This is a genomic window from Planococcus salinus, from assembly GCF_003719725.1.
GTDB classification, from domain to species: domain Bacteria; phylum Bacillota; class Bacilli; order Bacillales_A; family Planococcaceae; genus Planococcus; species Planococcus salinus.
Genome location: NZ_RIAX01000008.1, coordinates 56,295 through 70,520, shown reverse-complemented (window position 1 = coordinate 70,520; position 14,226 = coordinate 56,295). Strand labels below are relative to the sequence as shown.

Genomic DNA, 14,226 nt, shown 5'->3' with positions numbered 1-14,226 from the left:
AACTTTTTACATACCACAGCCGCCCCCGACATCAAACCATTTTGTCGAAAGCGGCTGGAGATGGACTTGATATGGACGCTGAAATGGCTGAACAGCTGTTTACAACAAGTGTTGCGGCTCCTCGAGAAGATTGATGAGGTCACTTAAAAAAGAAGCAGCCGGCGCTCCGTCAATTGCCCGGTGATCAAATGTCAGACTCAGTGGCAGTCGGTATCTTTCCACCACTTCCCCGTCCTGCATCACGAGATATGGCTCTATTTTTCCAAGCCCCAATATCGCAACTTCGGGTGGATTGATGATTGGCGTAAAAAACTGGATACGATGTGCTCCCAAGCTGGTCAAGGTAAATGTGCCACCTGATGTATCTTTCTTCACAAGCTGCTTGTTTCTCGCTCTTTCAGCCAGTTCTTTTAATTGTTTTTCCAGCTCTTCAGGCGCCAATTTATCACAATCATGCACAACAGCCACCTGCAAACCGTCCGGCGTATCAATCGCAAACCCCAGATTTATGTCTGTTCTCGGAAGGATTTGATTTCCTTCAATATGAGCATTCAGCAAGGGATTTTCTGTAAGCGCCAAGGCAACGGCTTTGGCGCTTATACTTGTCCACCCAACCGCATCGGCTTGCTGTTCTTTGCGTTTTTTCAACTCCGTGACGTCCGCCCAGGCAGTTTCGGTCAACTGTGCGCTGGTATGGAGACTTTCCATCATCCGCTTGGCAATTGTACCGCGGATGCCTGAAAGCGGTATGGCTTCTTCAGTTTGATCTCCTTCCGTCGCTGCTTGGCGAATATCAGTTTCTGTGATTTTTCCGTTGCGTCCGCTTCCTTTCACATTTTCGAGCTGAACGCCCAGTTCTTTTGCAAGCTTTCGCATTCCAGGCGTGACTCGCAGAGCTTCCTTCTGTTGGGGAGTCGTTCCAGCTTGTTGCTGATTTTCTCCTTTCTCCACCATTTTCAGCTCTTCGGGCTTTTCAAGTTCCGGTTTATCGTTATCTTGTCCTTCCTGCTCAACCAATTGCTGCTCTTCGGGCACATGTTCTTCGCCACTTCCTTCTGAAGGGGCGATGGTGGCCAAGACTTCTCCCACTTTTGCGGTATCCCCCCGTTTGACACGAATTTCCTGAATGATCCCACTGACTTCCGCTTCGATTTCTGTCACTTCTTTTTCTGTCTGGATTTCAAGCAGAGGATCGCCTTTCCCTACTTCCTCCCCTTCAGAAACCAGCCAGATGACAATCAGGCTTTCATCGGCTTCATCCCGGATTTTCGGCAGCTTGACTTCAAACATTCCAACGCCTCCCGTTATTCTTCATCCATTAATTTTTTTACCTGCTGATAAATTTTTTCCGGTCCTGGAATGACAAAGTCTTCAAGCGGGCGGCTGTAGGGAATCGGAACATCCGGTACCGCAATCCGGCGCACCGGCGCTTCCAGGTCATAAAGCGCTTCTTCTGCAGCAATTGCTGCAACTTCTGCTGTCATACCATAAGACAGGTAGTCTTCATCCACCACCACCAATCGCCGCGTCTTTTTGATGGAAGAAAGGATTGTCTTTTTGTCAATCGGTGCAACAGAACGCAAATCGATCACTTCCGCTTCAATGCCATCCTCTTTTGACAGCTTCTCCGCCGCTTCTACCGCATAATGCGTCATCATCTGAATTCCTACAATAGTGACGTCCGAGCCTTCCCGGACCACTTTTGCTTTGTCCAGCGGAACCGTGTACGACTCTTCCGGCACGTGATCCACTGCGACATCCAGCTGTTCCATCCAGCCAAGTCCCTGAAGTGATTTGTGGAACATAAACAACACAGGATTGTCATCACGAATCGCTGAGATCATCATTCCTTTCAAATCGTAAGGGGTGGAAGGAGCCACCACTTTCATGCCAGGCATATGACCAAATGTTGCATACAGGGTTTGAGAATGCTGAGCTGCATCGTTGTAACCGCCGCCAACCGCTGTCATCAACACCATGGGCAACCGGACATTGCCACCCGACATATAAGGGATTTTCGCCATATGATTATAGATTTGATCCATGCACACTCCAAAGAAATCGACAAACATCAGCTCGGCGATTGGCCGCATTCCTTCTGCTGCAGCTCCGATGGCAGCGCCAATAAAAGCCGTTTCGGAAATGGGGGTGTCCAGTACCCGTTCCTGACCGAACTTGTCGATCAACCCTTGTGTCGAGCCGAAAATCCCTCCATATTTCCCAATATCCTCTCCGAGTACAAAGACGCTCGGGTCTTGTTCCATCTCCAGTGCAATCGCTTCAGCCATTGCCTTATTTCCTGTCAGTATCCTTTTTTCGCCGTTTCCATTATTGAATGGCCCCTTTCGTTTCAGGATTGGAAGACATCGTTAAGTGCAGCTTCCGGCTCAGGATAATTGCTGTCCCGCGCAAACTGATACGCTTCGTCCACTTCCTGCTTCGCGCGTTTTTCCATTTCCTCGATTTCTGCTTCGCTGACTTTTTCTGATTCGGTCAGTCTCTTTCTCAGCTTTAAAATCGGATCAAGCTGACGAAGTCCCGGCACTTCTGCTTTGTCCCGGTATAGTTCCGGATCTCCTTGAAAATGTCCCAAAAACCGGTAAGTTTCAATTTCGATGATGGTTGGCCCCTGGCCGCTCCGTGCTCTGGCAACCGCCTCTTCAGCTGCTTTGTACATCGCAATCGGATCATTGTCTTTGACATAGGCCCCCGCCACACCATAAGCAGCCGCACGCAGATCATTCGATTCAATGGCTGTTGAGTCTTTTTTTGCAACGGAAATACCATAGGAATTGTCTTCTACTACAACTATCAGCGGCAAATTCCACAAAGCGGCCAAGTTGAGCGACTCGTGAAATGCCCCCGCATTCGCTGCACCTTCACCGATAAAAGCTACAGCCACCCAATCTTTCCCTTTCATCTTACTGGTCAGCGCAGCTCCTACGGCATGCGGAATCCCGGCCGCCACAATCCCGCCGCACGAAAACTTCACTTCAGGGTCGAATAAATGCATATGCCCCCCTTTGCCTTTTCCAAGGCCGGTTTCTTTCCCGAAAATCTCAGCCGTCATCTTTTTCAAATCGACTCCTTTTGCAATGGCGTGATGATGGGGGCGGTGTGGCGCTGTTACCGTATCCTCTTTTGTCAAGTGGACACAGATACCGACTGCCGCAGGTTCCTGGCCGGTTGATAAATGCATTTCTCCAGGTACCGTTCCCGCACCAATATTGAATACAGGCACCTTTCCTTCAGTGTATACATCAACCATCTGGTCTTCGTAATACCGGCTTTTCACCATTTGTTCGTACATCCATTTCAACTTTTCAACAGATACAGCTGGCTGTTTCTCCTCGAAAGTAGTCAAAATTTTTTCCTCCTTTTCAAAGGCTGAATGATAAAAACCCACGGCGTCAACGAAAATTTATATACTCAAGCAACTCTATCGTAACTTTTTATCCTATTAATTTCAATATTCAGATAATTATTTTATTCAATAAAAACTGCTCCTGAAAGCCTTACAGGCCTTCAAAAAGCAGCAACACGGAGCAATTTATTGATTTCTTATTTCTTCTACGAGTTCAGGCAAGCCGTCCAGAAACAAATGGTCTCCGCCTTCCAGTTTCCTGATATCGGCACTCGGCAATTCTTTCGCATAGCGTTCCACATGGGAAAACGGCACGACCGGATCTCCTGCGCTGTGATACATCACCAGTTTTGGCAACAATGAATTTCTTGATGTAAAGTTTTCCGCAAGCGTGAAATCCTCTTTTTTCCAGTCATCATTGATTCCCCAGTAAGGGGCAGCAACCGTAAAAAGCGCTGTGAATTTCTTCCCCAATTCTTCTTCAGACAGGAACTTCAGCAAAGCGGAACCACCGATTGAATGGCCGACCAGTATCGCCCCGTCATCCAGCAGGCCAATTTCCTTTCTTAACTGTTCCTGCCATTCCGCATAAGCAGGATTTTCAGGATTCGGCATTTGAGGGGCAATCCATTCCAAGTCGTCTCCCAATTCTTTTTGCAGATACTCCAGCAACCCCGTGCTGCCTTCCCCTTTTCCCTGAGGACCCGCGCTGTGTATGAACAATGCTTGTTTTTTCATACTCATCGACTCCTTGATGAATCTTCATTTACGCTTTTGCGTGATTTGCCGGCTTAAGCCGAAGCCATTTTTCGGATTTCCACAGAGAGGCCATATAAGCTTCTGATTCTCCTGTATTGGCATTGATCCAAAACTCTTCCGATACATCGCCTTCCACTTCCACTTTCCATAAAGGCAAATACACTAAAAAATGCTCCACTATTTTATGTTCCGGCTTTTTTAATGCATAAGACCGGTTAATCTGTGAATGCTGAACGTCTTTAATATAATCTTTCACTTCTTCTTCATTATGAATATGTGAGATGACAATCTGTGAAACTTCGACTTCGTTCTGAACAGCATGCGGAACGCTCGACATCAATCCCCGATAACCTGAAATGGCATCGACAAAGCACATCATCGGTGTCATTTTCGGCTTGAAAGGTCTCCTGTCCGCGATAACCAGTAATTTCGCTATCCACATCGGATGGTACATCAGTTCCTGACTTCTGATGGCAGCTTTTACCGACTCTTTAGTGATTTTGCGGCTTAGTTTGGCTGACAAGCTCAATGACTTGTAGATATATAAAGCCAGTTCTTCCGGGTCAATCATCGCATTGCCGCCGAGTAAAGTGATGCTTTTTTTCATAATTGCACGCCACCTTTCCCCTTTATTCTCCTGGTCTATCGATATGCGAATGATACCGCTCGACTTGCGCCTGTATGGCTGGTGACGGTTCTTTTGTTACGAGCGACACAATTACCATCAATACCAGAGAGACCGGAGCAGCGATGATCGGTTCTGCCACCAGAGCCATCGCCTCCGTGCTGACCAGCACCAGAAATGTAATCGCTCCACCAAGCATACCTGCGAGCGCCCCTGCCGTATTGGCCCGGCTCCACCAAAGCCCAAGGACAATCGGAAAGCCGAAAGCTGACAGCAAGCCACCGCCTACCCATCCAACCATGATGGCGATCAACTGCGGAGGGTCCAAGGCGATGACGATGCCGATGATACTGGCCGCTACCATGACCAGGAACCCCAATCTTGTCACTGATTTTTCCGTAGCGTCTTTCTTGATGTACTCTTTATAGATATCCCGGGAAATTCCAGCTGAAATTGCCAATAACATCGCATCGGCCGATGACATAATAGCTGCAAGCAGACCAGCGAACATGATCCCTGCCAGAATCGGTGGCATATAGGAGTCGATGACCGAAACAAAAATCATGTCCTGATTATCCAGTGTGTCAGCGATTCCCAATGCCGCCCCTCCAGATGCCACAACCAAACCGAATACAAAAATCAATAAGTACAGCAGGCAAGCCCACATTGCAGAACGGCGCGCTGTCTTCGCGTCGCGTGCAGCAAAATTCCTCATAACAGCAGAAGGGGAAACAATGCCGAACCAAAGGAATGCCAGAAACAATCCGAAATACGACATCCACGGTTGTGTCACATCCCCGAAATTAGGGGTGACGGCTAAAGCGTCTTCGAACAGCGACAAGAAGCCGTTATGCTGAGTTAGAATAATCATGGCCAGGATAAACATCCCGATAAGCATAACGGCCCCTTGGATCAAATCGGTGTAAGTGATCGCCCACATCCCGCCAAGAGCGGCATACAGTGTAAACCCCAACCCCAGGATGATGACGGCCGTCGTATAATCGATTCCCAGCACATAAGAACCGATCAACCCGGAGGCTGTCAACTGCGGAACCATATAAAATGTCATCCCGACCACCACAATCACCACAGCGATAATTTGGACGGAATTGCCGAAACGCTGCTTGAAGAATTCAGGTAATGTGCTGACTCCAGCCCGTCTGATTTGACCCGAGACCAAAAACATTGTAAAAGGCAGGATTGCTACAGCGCCAAATCCGTAAGCAAACAGAAACGGCACGCCAAGAGCCACCCCCGACCCAACAGCTCCCATCAGTGAACTGGAACTGGCAATGGCTGCAAACAAGGCAAATGCCCCGACAAACGTATTAATGCTTTTTCCCGCTGTCCAATAATCGCTTTCTGAGGAATGTGCTCGTCTTGTGAAATAAATGCCGATGAATGTCATAGCCAGTAGATAAATACCTAATATGATGGCTTGCATCACTTGCATAGGGCTTCCCTCCGCTTCTTAGGTTTTGGAATTAGTTGGTAGTCACCATTTACTGCTTTTCCAATCGCTCAATCCAGATAACATAAATGACAGCCAACGCAAACCAGATGAAATACGTGAAGAACATTGCCCAGCCCGCCATCGAAATTCCCAACCAATAGCTGTCTGTCGGCCACCAGATCAGGACAATCGCTGCAACGAGGAGCAGCACCGATACTAAAATAATGCCGGGATCTTTAAGCTTGGACTTCGTTTGCGTTTTCATATTGATTTCCCCTTTCGGAATAGGATGAAGGTTCATCATAAGGACAATTGCGTGCCGCCCCCTTGTTCTTTTGCTTTTTCATAAACCAGATTAGCCACTACCACATCAAACAAAGCCATGCCTGTTGACTTGAAAATAATGCTGTCTTCCTTGTTGAGGGATGGACCAGCTCCGTCTGCTAGATAAGCAGCCATCGTTTGAATGGAATCATGGCTGATCCAGCCTTTTTCAAGCGGGGTGATCAAATCTCCCGATTCTTCAATCGCGTGGTCTGTATCGACGAAAATCCGGTCAGTCAATTTGTATAGTACTTCGGGGAACTCCCTCATATCAGGCTGGAAAGAACCAACCCCGATGATCAGTTTGCCTCTCAGAAGATCAGCGTCTTCCGGCAACACCGGTTGTTTGGAAGTGGTAGTGGTAATGACGATGTCTGCATCCGAAATGGCTTGTTCAACAGAGTCCGCTGTATGGAGGCGGATGTCGGGACCAATCCACTCTTCCAACGATTTTTTGAATGCCGGTATTTTACCTGGTGTCCGGTTAAAGAGACGAACATCCGTGATGTCCCTTTCCGTACACGCAGCCAGAGCCTGATACAGCCCCTGGACACCTGTCCCGATAATGGCCAGTTTTGACGCTTCCGCCTTCGCCAGATGCCGGACCGCCGAACCGCCGATTGCTCCTGTTCTGAGTCCCGTCAGAAACGAACCATCCAAAATGCCTGTAACTTGCCCATTCTCACTATTGTTCAATACGACTACGCCGTGTATGGTCGGCAACTCGGCATTGCCCGGAAACAAGGTCACAAGCTTTGTCCCAATCGCTCCAGTGGTGAAGCAGGGCATCAGCAGAAGCGTATTGCCTTTATCATTCACTTGCATCCTTGTGGGCATTTGAAAATCTCCAGATTCATACACTTTATAGGCTTCGTCAATCGCATCGATGACTTCTTTCATCGTCACCGCTTTTCGGATATCACCTTCGTTTAAAAACAACATATACACTGTCTCCTCCTTTAAAGTTTGTTCTTTAAATAATCGCTTTTTCGATCAGCAGGTCTTTTTCCGCAAAACGTTCAAAACGCAGCGGCGACAAATCCAGGGTTTCATAACGCCCCGTCTGAATGAGTTCCGATAAACCTTTTCCCACAGCCGGCGCCTGTTGCATGCCATGGCCACTGAAACCGGAAGCTATGTAATAGCCTGTCAGCTCCGGGTGCTCACCAATGATGGCATTTTGATCCAGTATGTTATGGCTGTACATTCCCGCCCAGCCTCCTCTGACTTTTGCCCGTTCAAAATTGGGCACACGATGAGCCAATATCGGCCATAAAAAATCAGTGAAATACGACCTTTTCCATGTAAAGTCAAAGCCTGGAGCCACATTTTCTGAAAATCCGGTAAGGATGGATTCTCCTTCATGACGGAAATAGACGCCGGTCGGATCGATGGTCAAAGGCAAAGGGTTCTTTAACGGTTCTGCAATATCAAACTGGATGATCTGCCGTTTCAGCGGAACGACTGGAATAGGCAGGCCGATTTTTTCGCTTAAGGCCGGAGCCCACGGCCCTGCTGCATTAATGACGATCGGCGCTTGATAAATCTCCCCGTTTTGAAGATGCACTCCTGTCACTTTTCCTTTTTCCTGGAGAATTTCAGCTACTTCTTCGTATACATAATTTCCCCCGAGCTGCTTTGTTTTGCGGATGTATCCCTGCATCACTGAATAAGGATCCAAGTAGCCATCTTCTCCGCAATAAAGCCCTACCTGCAGATCATCCACAGTCAGTTCAGGAACAATTGCCTTCAACGCCTCTGGTGCCAGTAATTCTGATGGCACGCCGTACTGGTGTTGAAGAGCCAGTTGGGCTTCCAATTCCCTTCGGCTCCCCTGTTTTGCCAGAAACAAATAACCATATTGTTTAAAATCGATTTCCGCCTTTTCCTCGCCTACTGCCATTTCTTCAGGAAAAGCCATATATTTTTTCAGGCTATACCGGCTGATCTGGATATTGACGGCAGTGGTATACAGCTGCCTGATGCCGCCTGCACTGCGTGGAGTGGAGGCATATTCATAGAGCTGGTCTTTTTCGAACAGATGAATCTCTCCTTCAAAACCGTCGTTCAGCAAGTTATAGGCAATACTGGAACCGATCACTCCGCCTCCTATAATGATGATGTGCGTTTTCTTTACCACTGAGAAATCACCTCGAATCGAAGTTTTACTATTCAGAATATTTAACTATTATTCATTATCATACCTTTACATAACCGCATAGACAACCTTGAGTTTCCCGTTGATGTACAAACCTGCTGACTGCATTTGTTTACCTGAAGGGCAGTTACGGGTAAGGGAAATTAACATCACAGAAAGCGGGGATTCATATGCGTATGTCTTGCATGGGAAGCATTATCATTTCAATCGTTCTATCAATTATTCTTACCATATTACTGAATTTGCTTTTCTTTTAGGTTTGATTTGTCAGGAGAGCCAACTACACAATAAAAGCAGATTCCCTTCTCTCTATAATTGAAGGGGATCTGCTTTTAGCTATTACTTCAGTTCTGCCCGTGTATATCCGCTATAGTGTTTTTCCACCCATTCACCTAAAGTGAACAAGGCTTCTTCATTGCCATTTCTGCTGATCAATTGGATTCCGATCGGCATGCCGTCTTTATCCTGTCCCACCGGCACCGTCAAGGAAGGAAGACCCCATACATTCGCAAAAGCAACATAAGGCATGTATTTTCGGAAGGTTTTATTCAAAGAAAAAATTTCGTTGAAGACGACGCCGTGTTTGGGTGCCGCTGTATGATAAACCGGAAAAACCAAAATCCGTTCATCCAGGTAATAGTCGAGCAGGTGGTCGCCTTCCCGGATAAGCCGCCTGATTTTCTTTAAGCGTTTTTCCGAAGGTTTGAAGAGCGATGTGCCGGTCAGTCCCCAGGACAAATACCGGTGGATGGGTGAATTCCCTGTCAGCCGTTCGGTTACATACGCCCGCATAGGACGTACCGCAGCTTCGCCGAAAGCTTCCTGTGCCACTTTCTCTGCGCCGTCGATTGACATGATTTCCTGCCATAGAAGAGACGACTCATGGAAAAACGCCGGAACCTCCCTCTCCATCGGAAAGTGGCCAAAACCGGCTGCGTAAACTGAATCCAGCAGATGGGCAGTAGCCAGGGACAGCGGGTAGTCAGTTTCCGGCAGCACATTCACAGTGAAGGTCTCCAGCTCTTTTTCTCTTGCCGGTTCTTCAGCGACGATGTAATACATCATTCTCGCATCCCGTACTGTTTTCGTAATGGGGCCGATGCCCAGCATGCGCTCCTGAAGGTCATGATGGATCGCTGGATAACTGCCGGCAGAAGAAACTCGCCCTTTGCCGGACTTAAACCCGACCACACCGTTGAAATGGCTGGGAAACCGGATGGAACCCCCAATATCCGAGCCGAGCCCTGCTGCTGCGCCGCCGACTGCGATCAATGCAGCTTCTCCGCCGCTTGACCCTCCCACTGTGCGCGTCAGATCATGCGGATTGTTGGTCCGGCCATACAGTTTATTATCTGTTTCCTGGCAAAAACATAATTCCGGTGTGTTGGTTTTTCCAAGAATGATGGCACCTTCAGCTTTCAGCTTTCGGACCACTTCTGCGTCTTTATATGATATTGCCCCTTGTCGCCGCAGCAAACCGCCGGTTGTTTGCATGCCTTCCACATCGAACGCTTCTTTCATGCCGATCGGTACGCCGAACAATTTGCCGCCTGAATGTCCGGCTGCAATCCGGCGATCCACTTCGTCCGCTTCCAGCATTGCTTTTCCGAAACGGTTTTCCACCATGCAATTCACAATGGGATTGACTTTATTGATCTGCTCGATGAATGCTTCCGTCGCTTGACGGGAAGTGATTTCCTTATTGGCTATTTTTCCGGCCAATTCCGTTGCGTCCATGTCCAATATGGTTTGCACAGGTTGTCTGATTGATTTCACATAATCCGCTCCTTTATTTGATCGCTTCGAGTCGTTTAGTTGTAAATGTTTGTTAATTGTTGAAGAGGAAATGGAGAACAGAGGAAGAAAGGTGGCGAATAGAATGTCAGCCCACCCGTTAACGACCAAACAAAAAATGAATGCCTTTTTGCTGCGACCTCTCGTAATGAGCTTGAGCGCATTTGTACTCATTTACTTTCTCGAGTCCGGGTCTCCGAACTGGAACTCCTTAATCGGCATCGCCCTCGGGTTTTTTATCGGCAGTATAGCAGTAGGCTTGTTGTTTCCACAATGGATTCAGAAGATGGACAATAACAACTCCACAAAAAAACAGAAACGAATCGGTGTGATTGTGTTTGCGGGAAGCATTGCCGTCATCCTGCTGTTATTTTTTTTGGATACGTAATGATGAACCGCCCAGAAATCGATTCGCCATAAAACGTCAATCAACCATCCATGTCAGCTGCTTCTTGACTTAGATGGTCGATCTGATTGGCTTTATTCCATTGTCTTGGCCCACATTTTTACTTAATGGCCGCTGTGTCAGGTGAAGTGGCAGGCTTTGTTCTGGCCAGCAGGACATTGGCAAGCACCAGGCCAGCTGCAGCGGCGATGACCATAGTGACCAATGAACCGAGCAACGGAAGTTTTACTGCCATGAGAAAAAGAATTCCCACTGTCAGCATGGTCATGATGGAGACCGAACTCCACAGTACGCGGTCCCGTACCTTTCCCATCAGAGCGGTAGATAGAACAGAATCAGTTTCTGAATTGGCTGCCTGTAAAATCACTTTCAGACGACGCAGATTAACAATCGGTCCCACTATGCTGTTTGCCACCAGGATAGCCAGTGAAACGTTGATCCAGGCAATACCCCACCCCCAACCGGCAAATACGAGATATACAGCCGGCACGAGAATAAGCAGGGTGCTCAAGGGCATCAATCCATCAAGCTTCACCGCCAGTGACGACCACTGGACAATCTGTTCCCTCCCCTTTGCATGGAGCATCGATATCATCGCTGTAAACAAAATACCTATTGCCATAAACATGACCACCGCTCCAAAGATGTGAACAAACAGCACAACATTGTAGAGCATGTCCTTCTTCCCCTTTGTCGTTAAGTTACTTTCATAATATCAGAATTTTCAATAATCCAATAGATTTTTCTCTCAGGAATGAATATAATTTAAGAAACTTTTGCAAAGGAGTGTTTTTATGCAGTTTACAGTAGAAGAAGCGATGGAAGTTCTGGAAAGGACGCCGCGCACGCTGCAGTATTTTCTGTCCGGGCTCTCCGACTCCTGGCTGCAATCCAACGAAGGCGAAGGCACCTGGAACCCTTCGCAAGTCGTCGGACACCTCATTGAAGGGGAAAAGAACGATTGGATCTCCCGAATGGAAATCATCCTGAAAGAAGGCGAAAACAAAGTCTTTCCGCCGTTTGACCGGCAAGCCCATTTAACTGAGCCGGAAAAACCATTGGATCAGAAACTCGAGATATTCCAAGAGCTGCGTGCAGAGAATATCAGGAAGCTCAAGTCTTACCTGAATGAGGAATCCCAACTTGAACTCACCGGCCAGCATCCCGAATTCGGACAAGTAACATTAAGAGAATTGCTGTCGACATGGGTCGTTCATGATTTGACCCATATCGCCCAAATTGTCCGCGTGATGGCTGAACGCTATCGTCAGGACGTTGGCCCCTGGAAAGCGTATTTGGGAATATTGAACAGGAAATAATCAGCATGGAACAGCTTTGCATCCCCATCCTTCATTCCTTTATAATGAACAGAGAAACCCAATCGCCGAAATGGAAGAAGGAGTGGCAACAGATGGAAAAACAACTGCGGCAGCTGACCGTGCAAGACTTTGGGCACGTGGAAGCAATGGAGACCGGTATAACAGATGACTATGTCAAACGGGTTTTCCCCCGTATTTCAAGCGGTCATAACCGGCTATACGGCTTGTTTCTGGACGGGCAGCTGGTCAGCATGGGCGGCTATTCCATTTTCGCGGACTGCTATGCCATGCTTGGAAGAATGCGCAGCGACCGTCGTTTTAGAGGAAAAGATCTGTCTACCCAGTTAATGACGTACATTATAGACGAAGTTTTCAAGCTGCCGAACATCCAATGGGTTGGCGCAAATACACAAAGAGAGAACGCACCTGCCCGCCGTGTCCTGGACAAACTGGGGCTTACTCCAAACGCCACTCTGGTCGGTGCCACCGCTCAGGACGTATCCATGCTAGAAGCCGGCGGTCACTGCTGGAAGGAAATAAACAGCGTTGCTCAAAAAAAGCATTGGATAAATGAAGCATATGTAAAAACCGGCAAAGTCTTCCCTTATGAATGTTACTACCCTTTTCCGGCCTCTGCTGCGTTATTCCCGGATGATCAGTTAACCCAATGGACATTCTATGAAAATGAAGCAAAAAGCCGTTTCCTTGTTACAAAAAAAGACATCAAAAAGAATACCTATTTGCATGTCATTTATCCGTGGGACGATCTGGCACAGCAGGAAGGATTGTGGGAGACCGTCACTTTTGCACATCGGAAGTTGCAGGAGGGCATTGAAGAAACTTCGTATATTTGGATGGATTTACATGAACAAGCGGTTTCTTCCCTGCCGGACTCCCATCCATTCGACCTTCCTTCTCCATGGATTTTATACGGGACTGACAAATCACGGTATGAACATGATTTTGCCTCAGAAATCATTCGTGTAACAAATCAATCAACTTCATGAACAGCCGATTCGCCAGCCACCCTGCCACGCAATAAGGCGGGAAGTGGCTGGCTTTATCGCTCCGTAAATCTTCCGATTATGCACTGCCTTCCACATAATGACCACAACTGGAAGCCATTCCTTCGTCATATCCTGTTTTAAATGCATCATAGCGCTGTTGCGGTGTCCCGTGGTGCAGGGACGGATCGTCGGAATAATCTCCCCCATCATGTGTTGTTCTCATGACTTCCTCCAAATCACCCGTTTCCAGCAGTCCCCGCTCATAGACAGATTTCGTCCATACTCCGGCCATACAATCGGCATGAAGCTCCAAATTCCGTACAGCATTCCCTGCATTCGCTTCCAGCATCCCGAGGTCCTGCTGCAACGAATGGGCATATTCGTGCGCTACATAAAAAGCGATAGAGAAATCACCCGCTTCATAAGGTAACGGCGGGTCCGGGTTGGTTATAAGCCTGCCTTTCCAAACATCCAATGCAAACGCTTGGGAAATGACCAGCTGATCATCTTCCGAGCAGTACAGCGAAGTGCCGTCATTTGAATAACCGAGACCACATCCGATCGGCACCTGTTCTCCCGGCGCCGGAAATGATACAAACACGAACGGTTCGTACTGATAGGTTTTTATCCACACATCGGTCCAAAACTCATCGACGTCTTTCACAGTTTTCCAAAGATACTCTTCCATCGTATATTCGCTGCCGCCTTTGGCGATTACAACGGCCGATGCCTGTTCCTGTTCAGCCCCTCCGCTGCCTCCAGGTTCAATCCAGGTTAACGTATCCCTTCCCTCTTCCTGTTGAACAGCTTGTTCCTTGCCAGTTTCTTCAATGCCCGCCACGCTGTGGACAGATTCGGCCGGCCCGTTACACGCACACAAAATCACAAGCAGAAGCCCCATCAGAATCCCTTTCCAACTCTTTGTTGCCATCGCTGACATCTCCCCGCCTGCAGATTGGTAAACACCGCCGTTCAATTATCACAAGGACACTGTCTTTCAAAGTGGAGAATGAAAAC

The 14,226-nt window shown here is 47.9% G+C and carries 15 protein-coding genes; 3 read left to right on the top strand and 12 right to left on the bottom strand.

The genetic code is table 11. The features are described 5' to 3' along the window. Positions 1 to 99: 99 nt before the first annotated feature. The 10 genes from EEX84_RS11525 to EEX84_RS11480 all read right to left on the bottom strand — a co-directional run bounded on the left by EEX84_RS11525 (position 100) and on the right by EEX84_RS11480 (position 10,459). Positions 100 to 1,290 (bottom strand): dihydrolipoamide acetyltransferase family protein, encoded by a 1,191-nt coding sequence (locus EEX84_RS11525; RefSeq protein WP_123165793.1) that lies wholly within the window; start codon positions 1,288 to 1,290, stop codon positions 100 to 102. A gap of 14 nt (positions 1,291 to 1,304) precedes the next feature. Beyond that, positions 1,305 to 2,354: an alpha-ketoacid dehydrogenase subunit beta gene (locus EEX84_RS11520; protein WP_275669735.1), complete on the bottom strand. Its 1,050-nt coding sequence runs from the start codon at positions 2,352 to 2,354 to the stop codon at positions 1,305 to 1,307. Next, positions 2,351 to 3,310 carry a thiamine pyrophosphate-dependent dehydrogenase E1 component subunit alpha gene (locus EEX84_RS11515; protein ID WP_123165864.1) on the bottom strand — a complete coding sequence of 320 codons (960 nt, stop codon included), beginning with the start codon at positions 3,308 to 3,310 and terminating at the stop codon, positions 2,351 to 2,353. Before EEX84_RS11515 ends, EEX84_RS11520 begins: the two co-directional genes overlap by 4 nt. 240 nt (positions 3,311 to 3,550) lie before the next feature. After that, positions 3,551 to 4,102, bottom strand: a complete 552-nt coding sequence (locus tag EEX84_RS11510) for an alpha/beta hydrolase (RefSeq protein ID WP_123165791.1) — start codon at positions 4,100 to 4,102, stop codon at positions 3,551 to 3,553. A 28-nt stretch (positions 4,103 to 4,130) separates the two neighbouring features. Further along, positions 4,131 to 4,730 carry a hypothetical protein gene (locus EEX84_RS11505; RefSeq protein ID WP_123165790.1) on the bottom strand — a complete coding sequence of 200 codons (600 nt, stop codon included), beginning with the start codon at positions 4,728 to 4,730 and terminating at the stop codon, positions 4,131 to 4,133. Between the two features lie 22 nt (positions 4,731 to 4,752). Next, on the bottom strand, positions 4,753 to 6,201 hold the full coding sequence (locus EEX84_RS11500) for a sodium:solute symporter family protein (RefSeq protein ID WP_123165789.1): 1,449 nt from the start codon (positions 6,199 to 6,201) through the stop codon (positions 4,753 to 4,755). Positions 6,202 to 6,250: 49 nt separating this feature from the next. Continuing rightward, positions 6,251 to 6,466 carry a hypothetical protein gene (locus EEX84_RS11495; RefSeq protein ID WP_123165863.1) on the bottom strand — a complete coding sequence of 72 codons (216 nt, stop codon included), beginning with the start codon at positions 6,464 to 6,466 and terminating at the stop codon, positions 6,251 to 6,253. A gap of 35 nt (positions 6,467 to 6,501) precedes the next feature. Further along, positions 6,502 to 7,467: an ornithine cyclodeaminase family protein gene (locus tag EEX84_RS11490; RefSeq protein ID WP_123165788.1), complete on the bottom strand. Its 966-nt coding sequence runs from the start codon at positions 7,465 to 7,467 to the stop codon at positions 6,502 to 6,504. A 31-nt stretch (positions 7,468 to 7,498) separates the two neighbouring features. After that, positions 7,499 to 8,665, bottom strand: coding sequence for an NAD(P)/FAD-dependent oxidoreductase (locus EEX84_RS11485; protein ID WP_123165787.1), 1,167 nt, complete (start codon positions 8,663 to 8,665; stop codon positions 7,499 to 7,501). A gap of 357 nt (positions 8,666 to 9,022) precedes the next feature. Then, positions 9,023 to 10,459: an amidase gene (locus tag EEX84_RS11480; RefSeq protein WP_240033968.1), complete on the bottom strand. Its 1,437-nt coding sequence runs from the start codon at positions 10,457 to 10,459 to the stop codon at positions 9,023 to 9,025. A 91-nt stretch (positions 10,460 to 10,550) separates the two neighbouring features. Between EEX84_RS11480 and EEX84_RS11475 the strand changes: the two genes are divergently transcribed. Continuing rightward, positions 10,551 to 10,865 carry a hypothetical protein gene (locus tag EEX84_RS11475; protein ID WP_148039022.1) on the top strand — a complete coding sequence of 105 codons (315 nt, stop codon included), beginning with the start codon at positions 10,551 to 10,553 and terminating at the stop codon, positions 10,863 to 10,865. A gap of 118 nt (positions 10,866 to 10,983) precedes the next feature. Here EEX84_RS11475 and EEX84_RS11470 read toward each other — a convergent pair whose 3' ends face one another. Then, complete coding sequence (locus tag EEX84_RS11470; protein WP_123165785.1) at positions 10,984 to 11,559, bottom strand: hypothetical protein; 576 nt, start codon at positions 11,557 to 11,559, stop codon at positions 10,984 to 10,986. A 118-nt stretch (positions 11,560 to 11,677) separates the two neighbouring features. On the opposite strand from EEX84_RS11470, the gene EEX84_RS11465 reads away from it, so the two are divergent. Together EEX84_RS11465 and EEX84_RS11460 are read left to right on the top strand one after the other, a co-directional pair. After that, positions 11,678 to 12,202: a DinB family protein gene (locus tag EEX84_RS11465; protein WP_123165784.1), complete on the top strand. Its 525-nt coding sequence runs from the start codon at positions 11,678 to 11,680 to the stop codon at positions 12,200 to 12,202. Between the two features lie 92 nt (positions 12,203 to 12,294). After that, positions 12,295 to 13,209, top strand: coding sequence for a GNAT family N-acetyltransferase (locus tag EEX84_RS11460; RefSeq protein ID WP_123165783.1), 915 nt, complete (start codon positions 12,295 to 12,297; stop codon positions 13,207 to 13,209). A 76-nt stretch (positions 13,210 to 13,285) separates the two neighbouring features. Here the strand turns inward: EEX84_RS11460 and EEX84_RS11455 are convergent, their stop codons facing one another. Further along, entirely contained in the window at positions 13,286 to 14,140 is an 855-nt protein-coding gene (locus EEX84_RS11455; protein WP_158599111.1) for a neutral zinc metallopeptidase, read from the bottom strand. Positions 14,141 to 14,226: the final 86 nt, after the last annotated feature.

Excerpts from the sequence above, each read along its gene's own strand:
- EEX84_RS11525 (WP_123165793.1), bottom strand. The coding sequence starts at position 1,290 with ATGTTTGAAGTCAAGCTGCCGAAAATCCGGGATGAAGCCGATGAAAGC.
- EEX84_RS11515 (WP_123165864.1), bottom strand. The coding sequence starts at position 3,310 with ATGTACGAACAAATGGTGAAAAGCCGGTATTACGAAGACCAGATGGTT.
- EEX84_RS11510 (WP_123165791.1), bottom strand. The coding sequence starts at position 4,102 with ATGAAAAAACAAGCATTGTTCATACACAGCGCGGGTCCTCAGGGAAAA.
- EEX84_RS11505 (WP_123165790.1), bottom strand. The coding sequence starts at position 4,730 with ATGAAAAAAAGCATCACTTTACTCGGCGGCAATGCGATGATTGACCCG.
- EEX84_RS11500 (WP_123165789.1), bottom strand. The coding sequence starts at position 6,201 with ATGCAAGTGATGCAAGCCATCATATTAGGTATTTATCTACTGGCTATG.
- EEX84_RS11495 (WP_123165863.1), bottom strand. The coding sequence starts at position 6,466 with ATGAAAACGCAAACGAAGTCCAAGCTTAAAGATCCCGGCATTATTTTA.
- EEX84_RS11490 (WP_123165788.1), bottom strand. The coding sequence starts at position 7,467 with ATGTTGTTTTTAAACGAAGGTGATATCCGAAAAGCGGTGACGATGAAA.
- EEX84_RS11470 (WP_123165785.1), bottom strand. The coding sequence starts at position 11,559 with ATGCTCTACAATGTTGTGCTGTTTGTTCACATCTTTGGAGCGGTGGTC.
- EEX84_RS11465 (WP_123165784.1), top strand. The coding sequence starts at position 11,678 with ATGCAGTTTACAGTAGAAGAAGCGATGGAAGTTCTGGAAAGGACGCCG.
- EEX84_RS11460 (WP_123165783.1), top strand. The coding sequence starts at position 12,295 with ATGGAAAAACAACTGCGGCAGCTGACCGTGCAAGACTTTGGGCACGTG.
- EEX84_RS11455 (WP_158599111.1), bottom strand. The coding sequence starts at position 14,140 with ATGGCAACAAAGAGTTGGAAAGGGATTCTGATGGGGCTTCTGCTTGTG.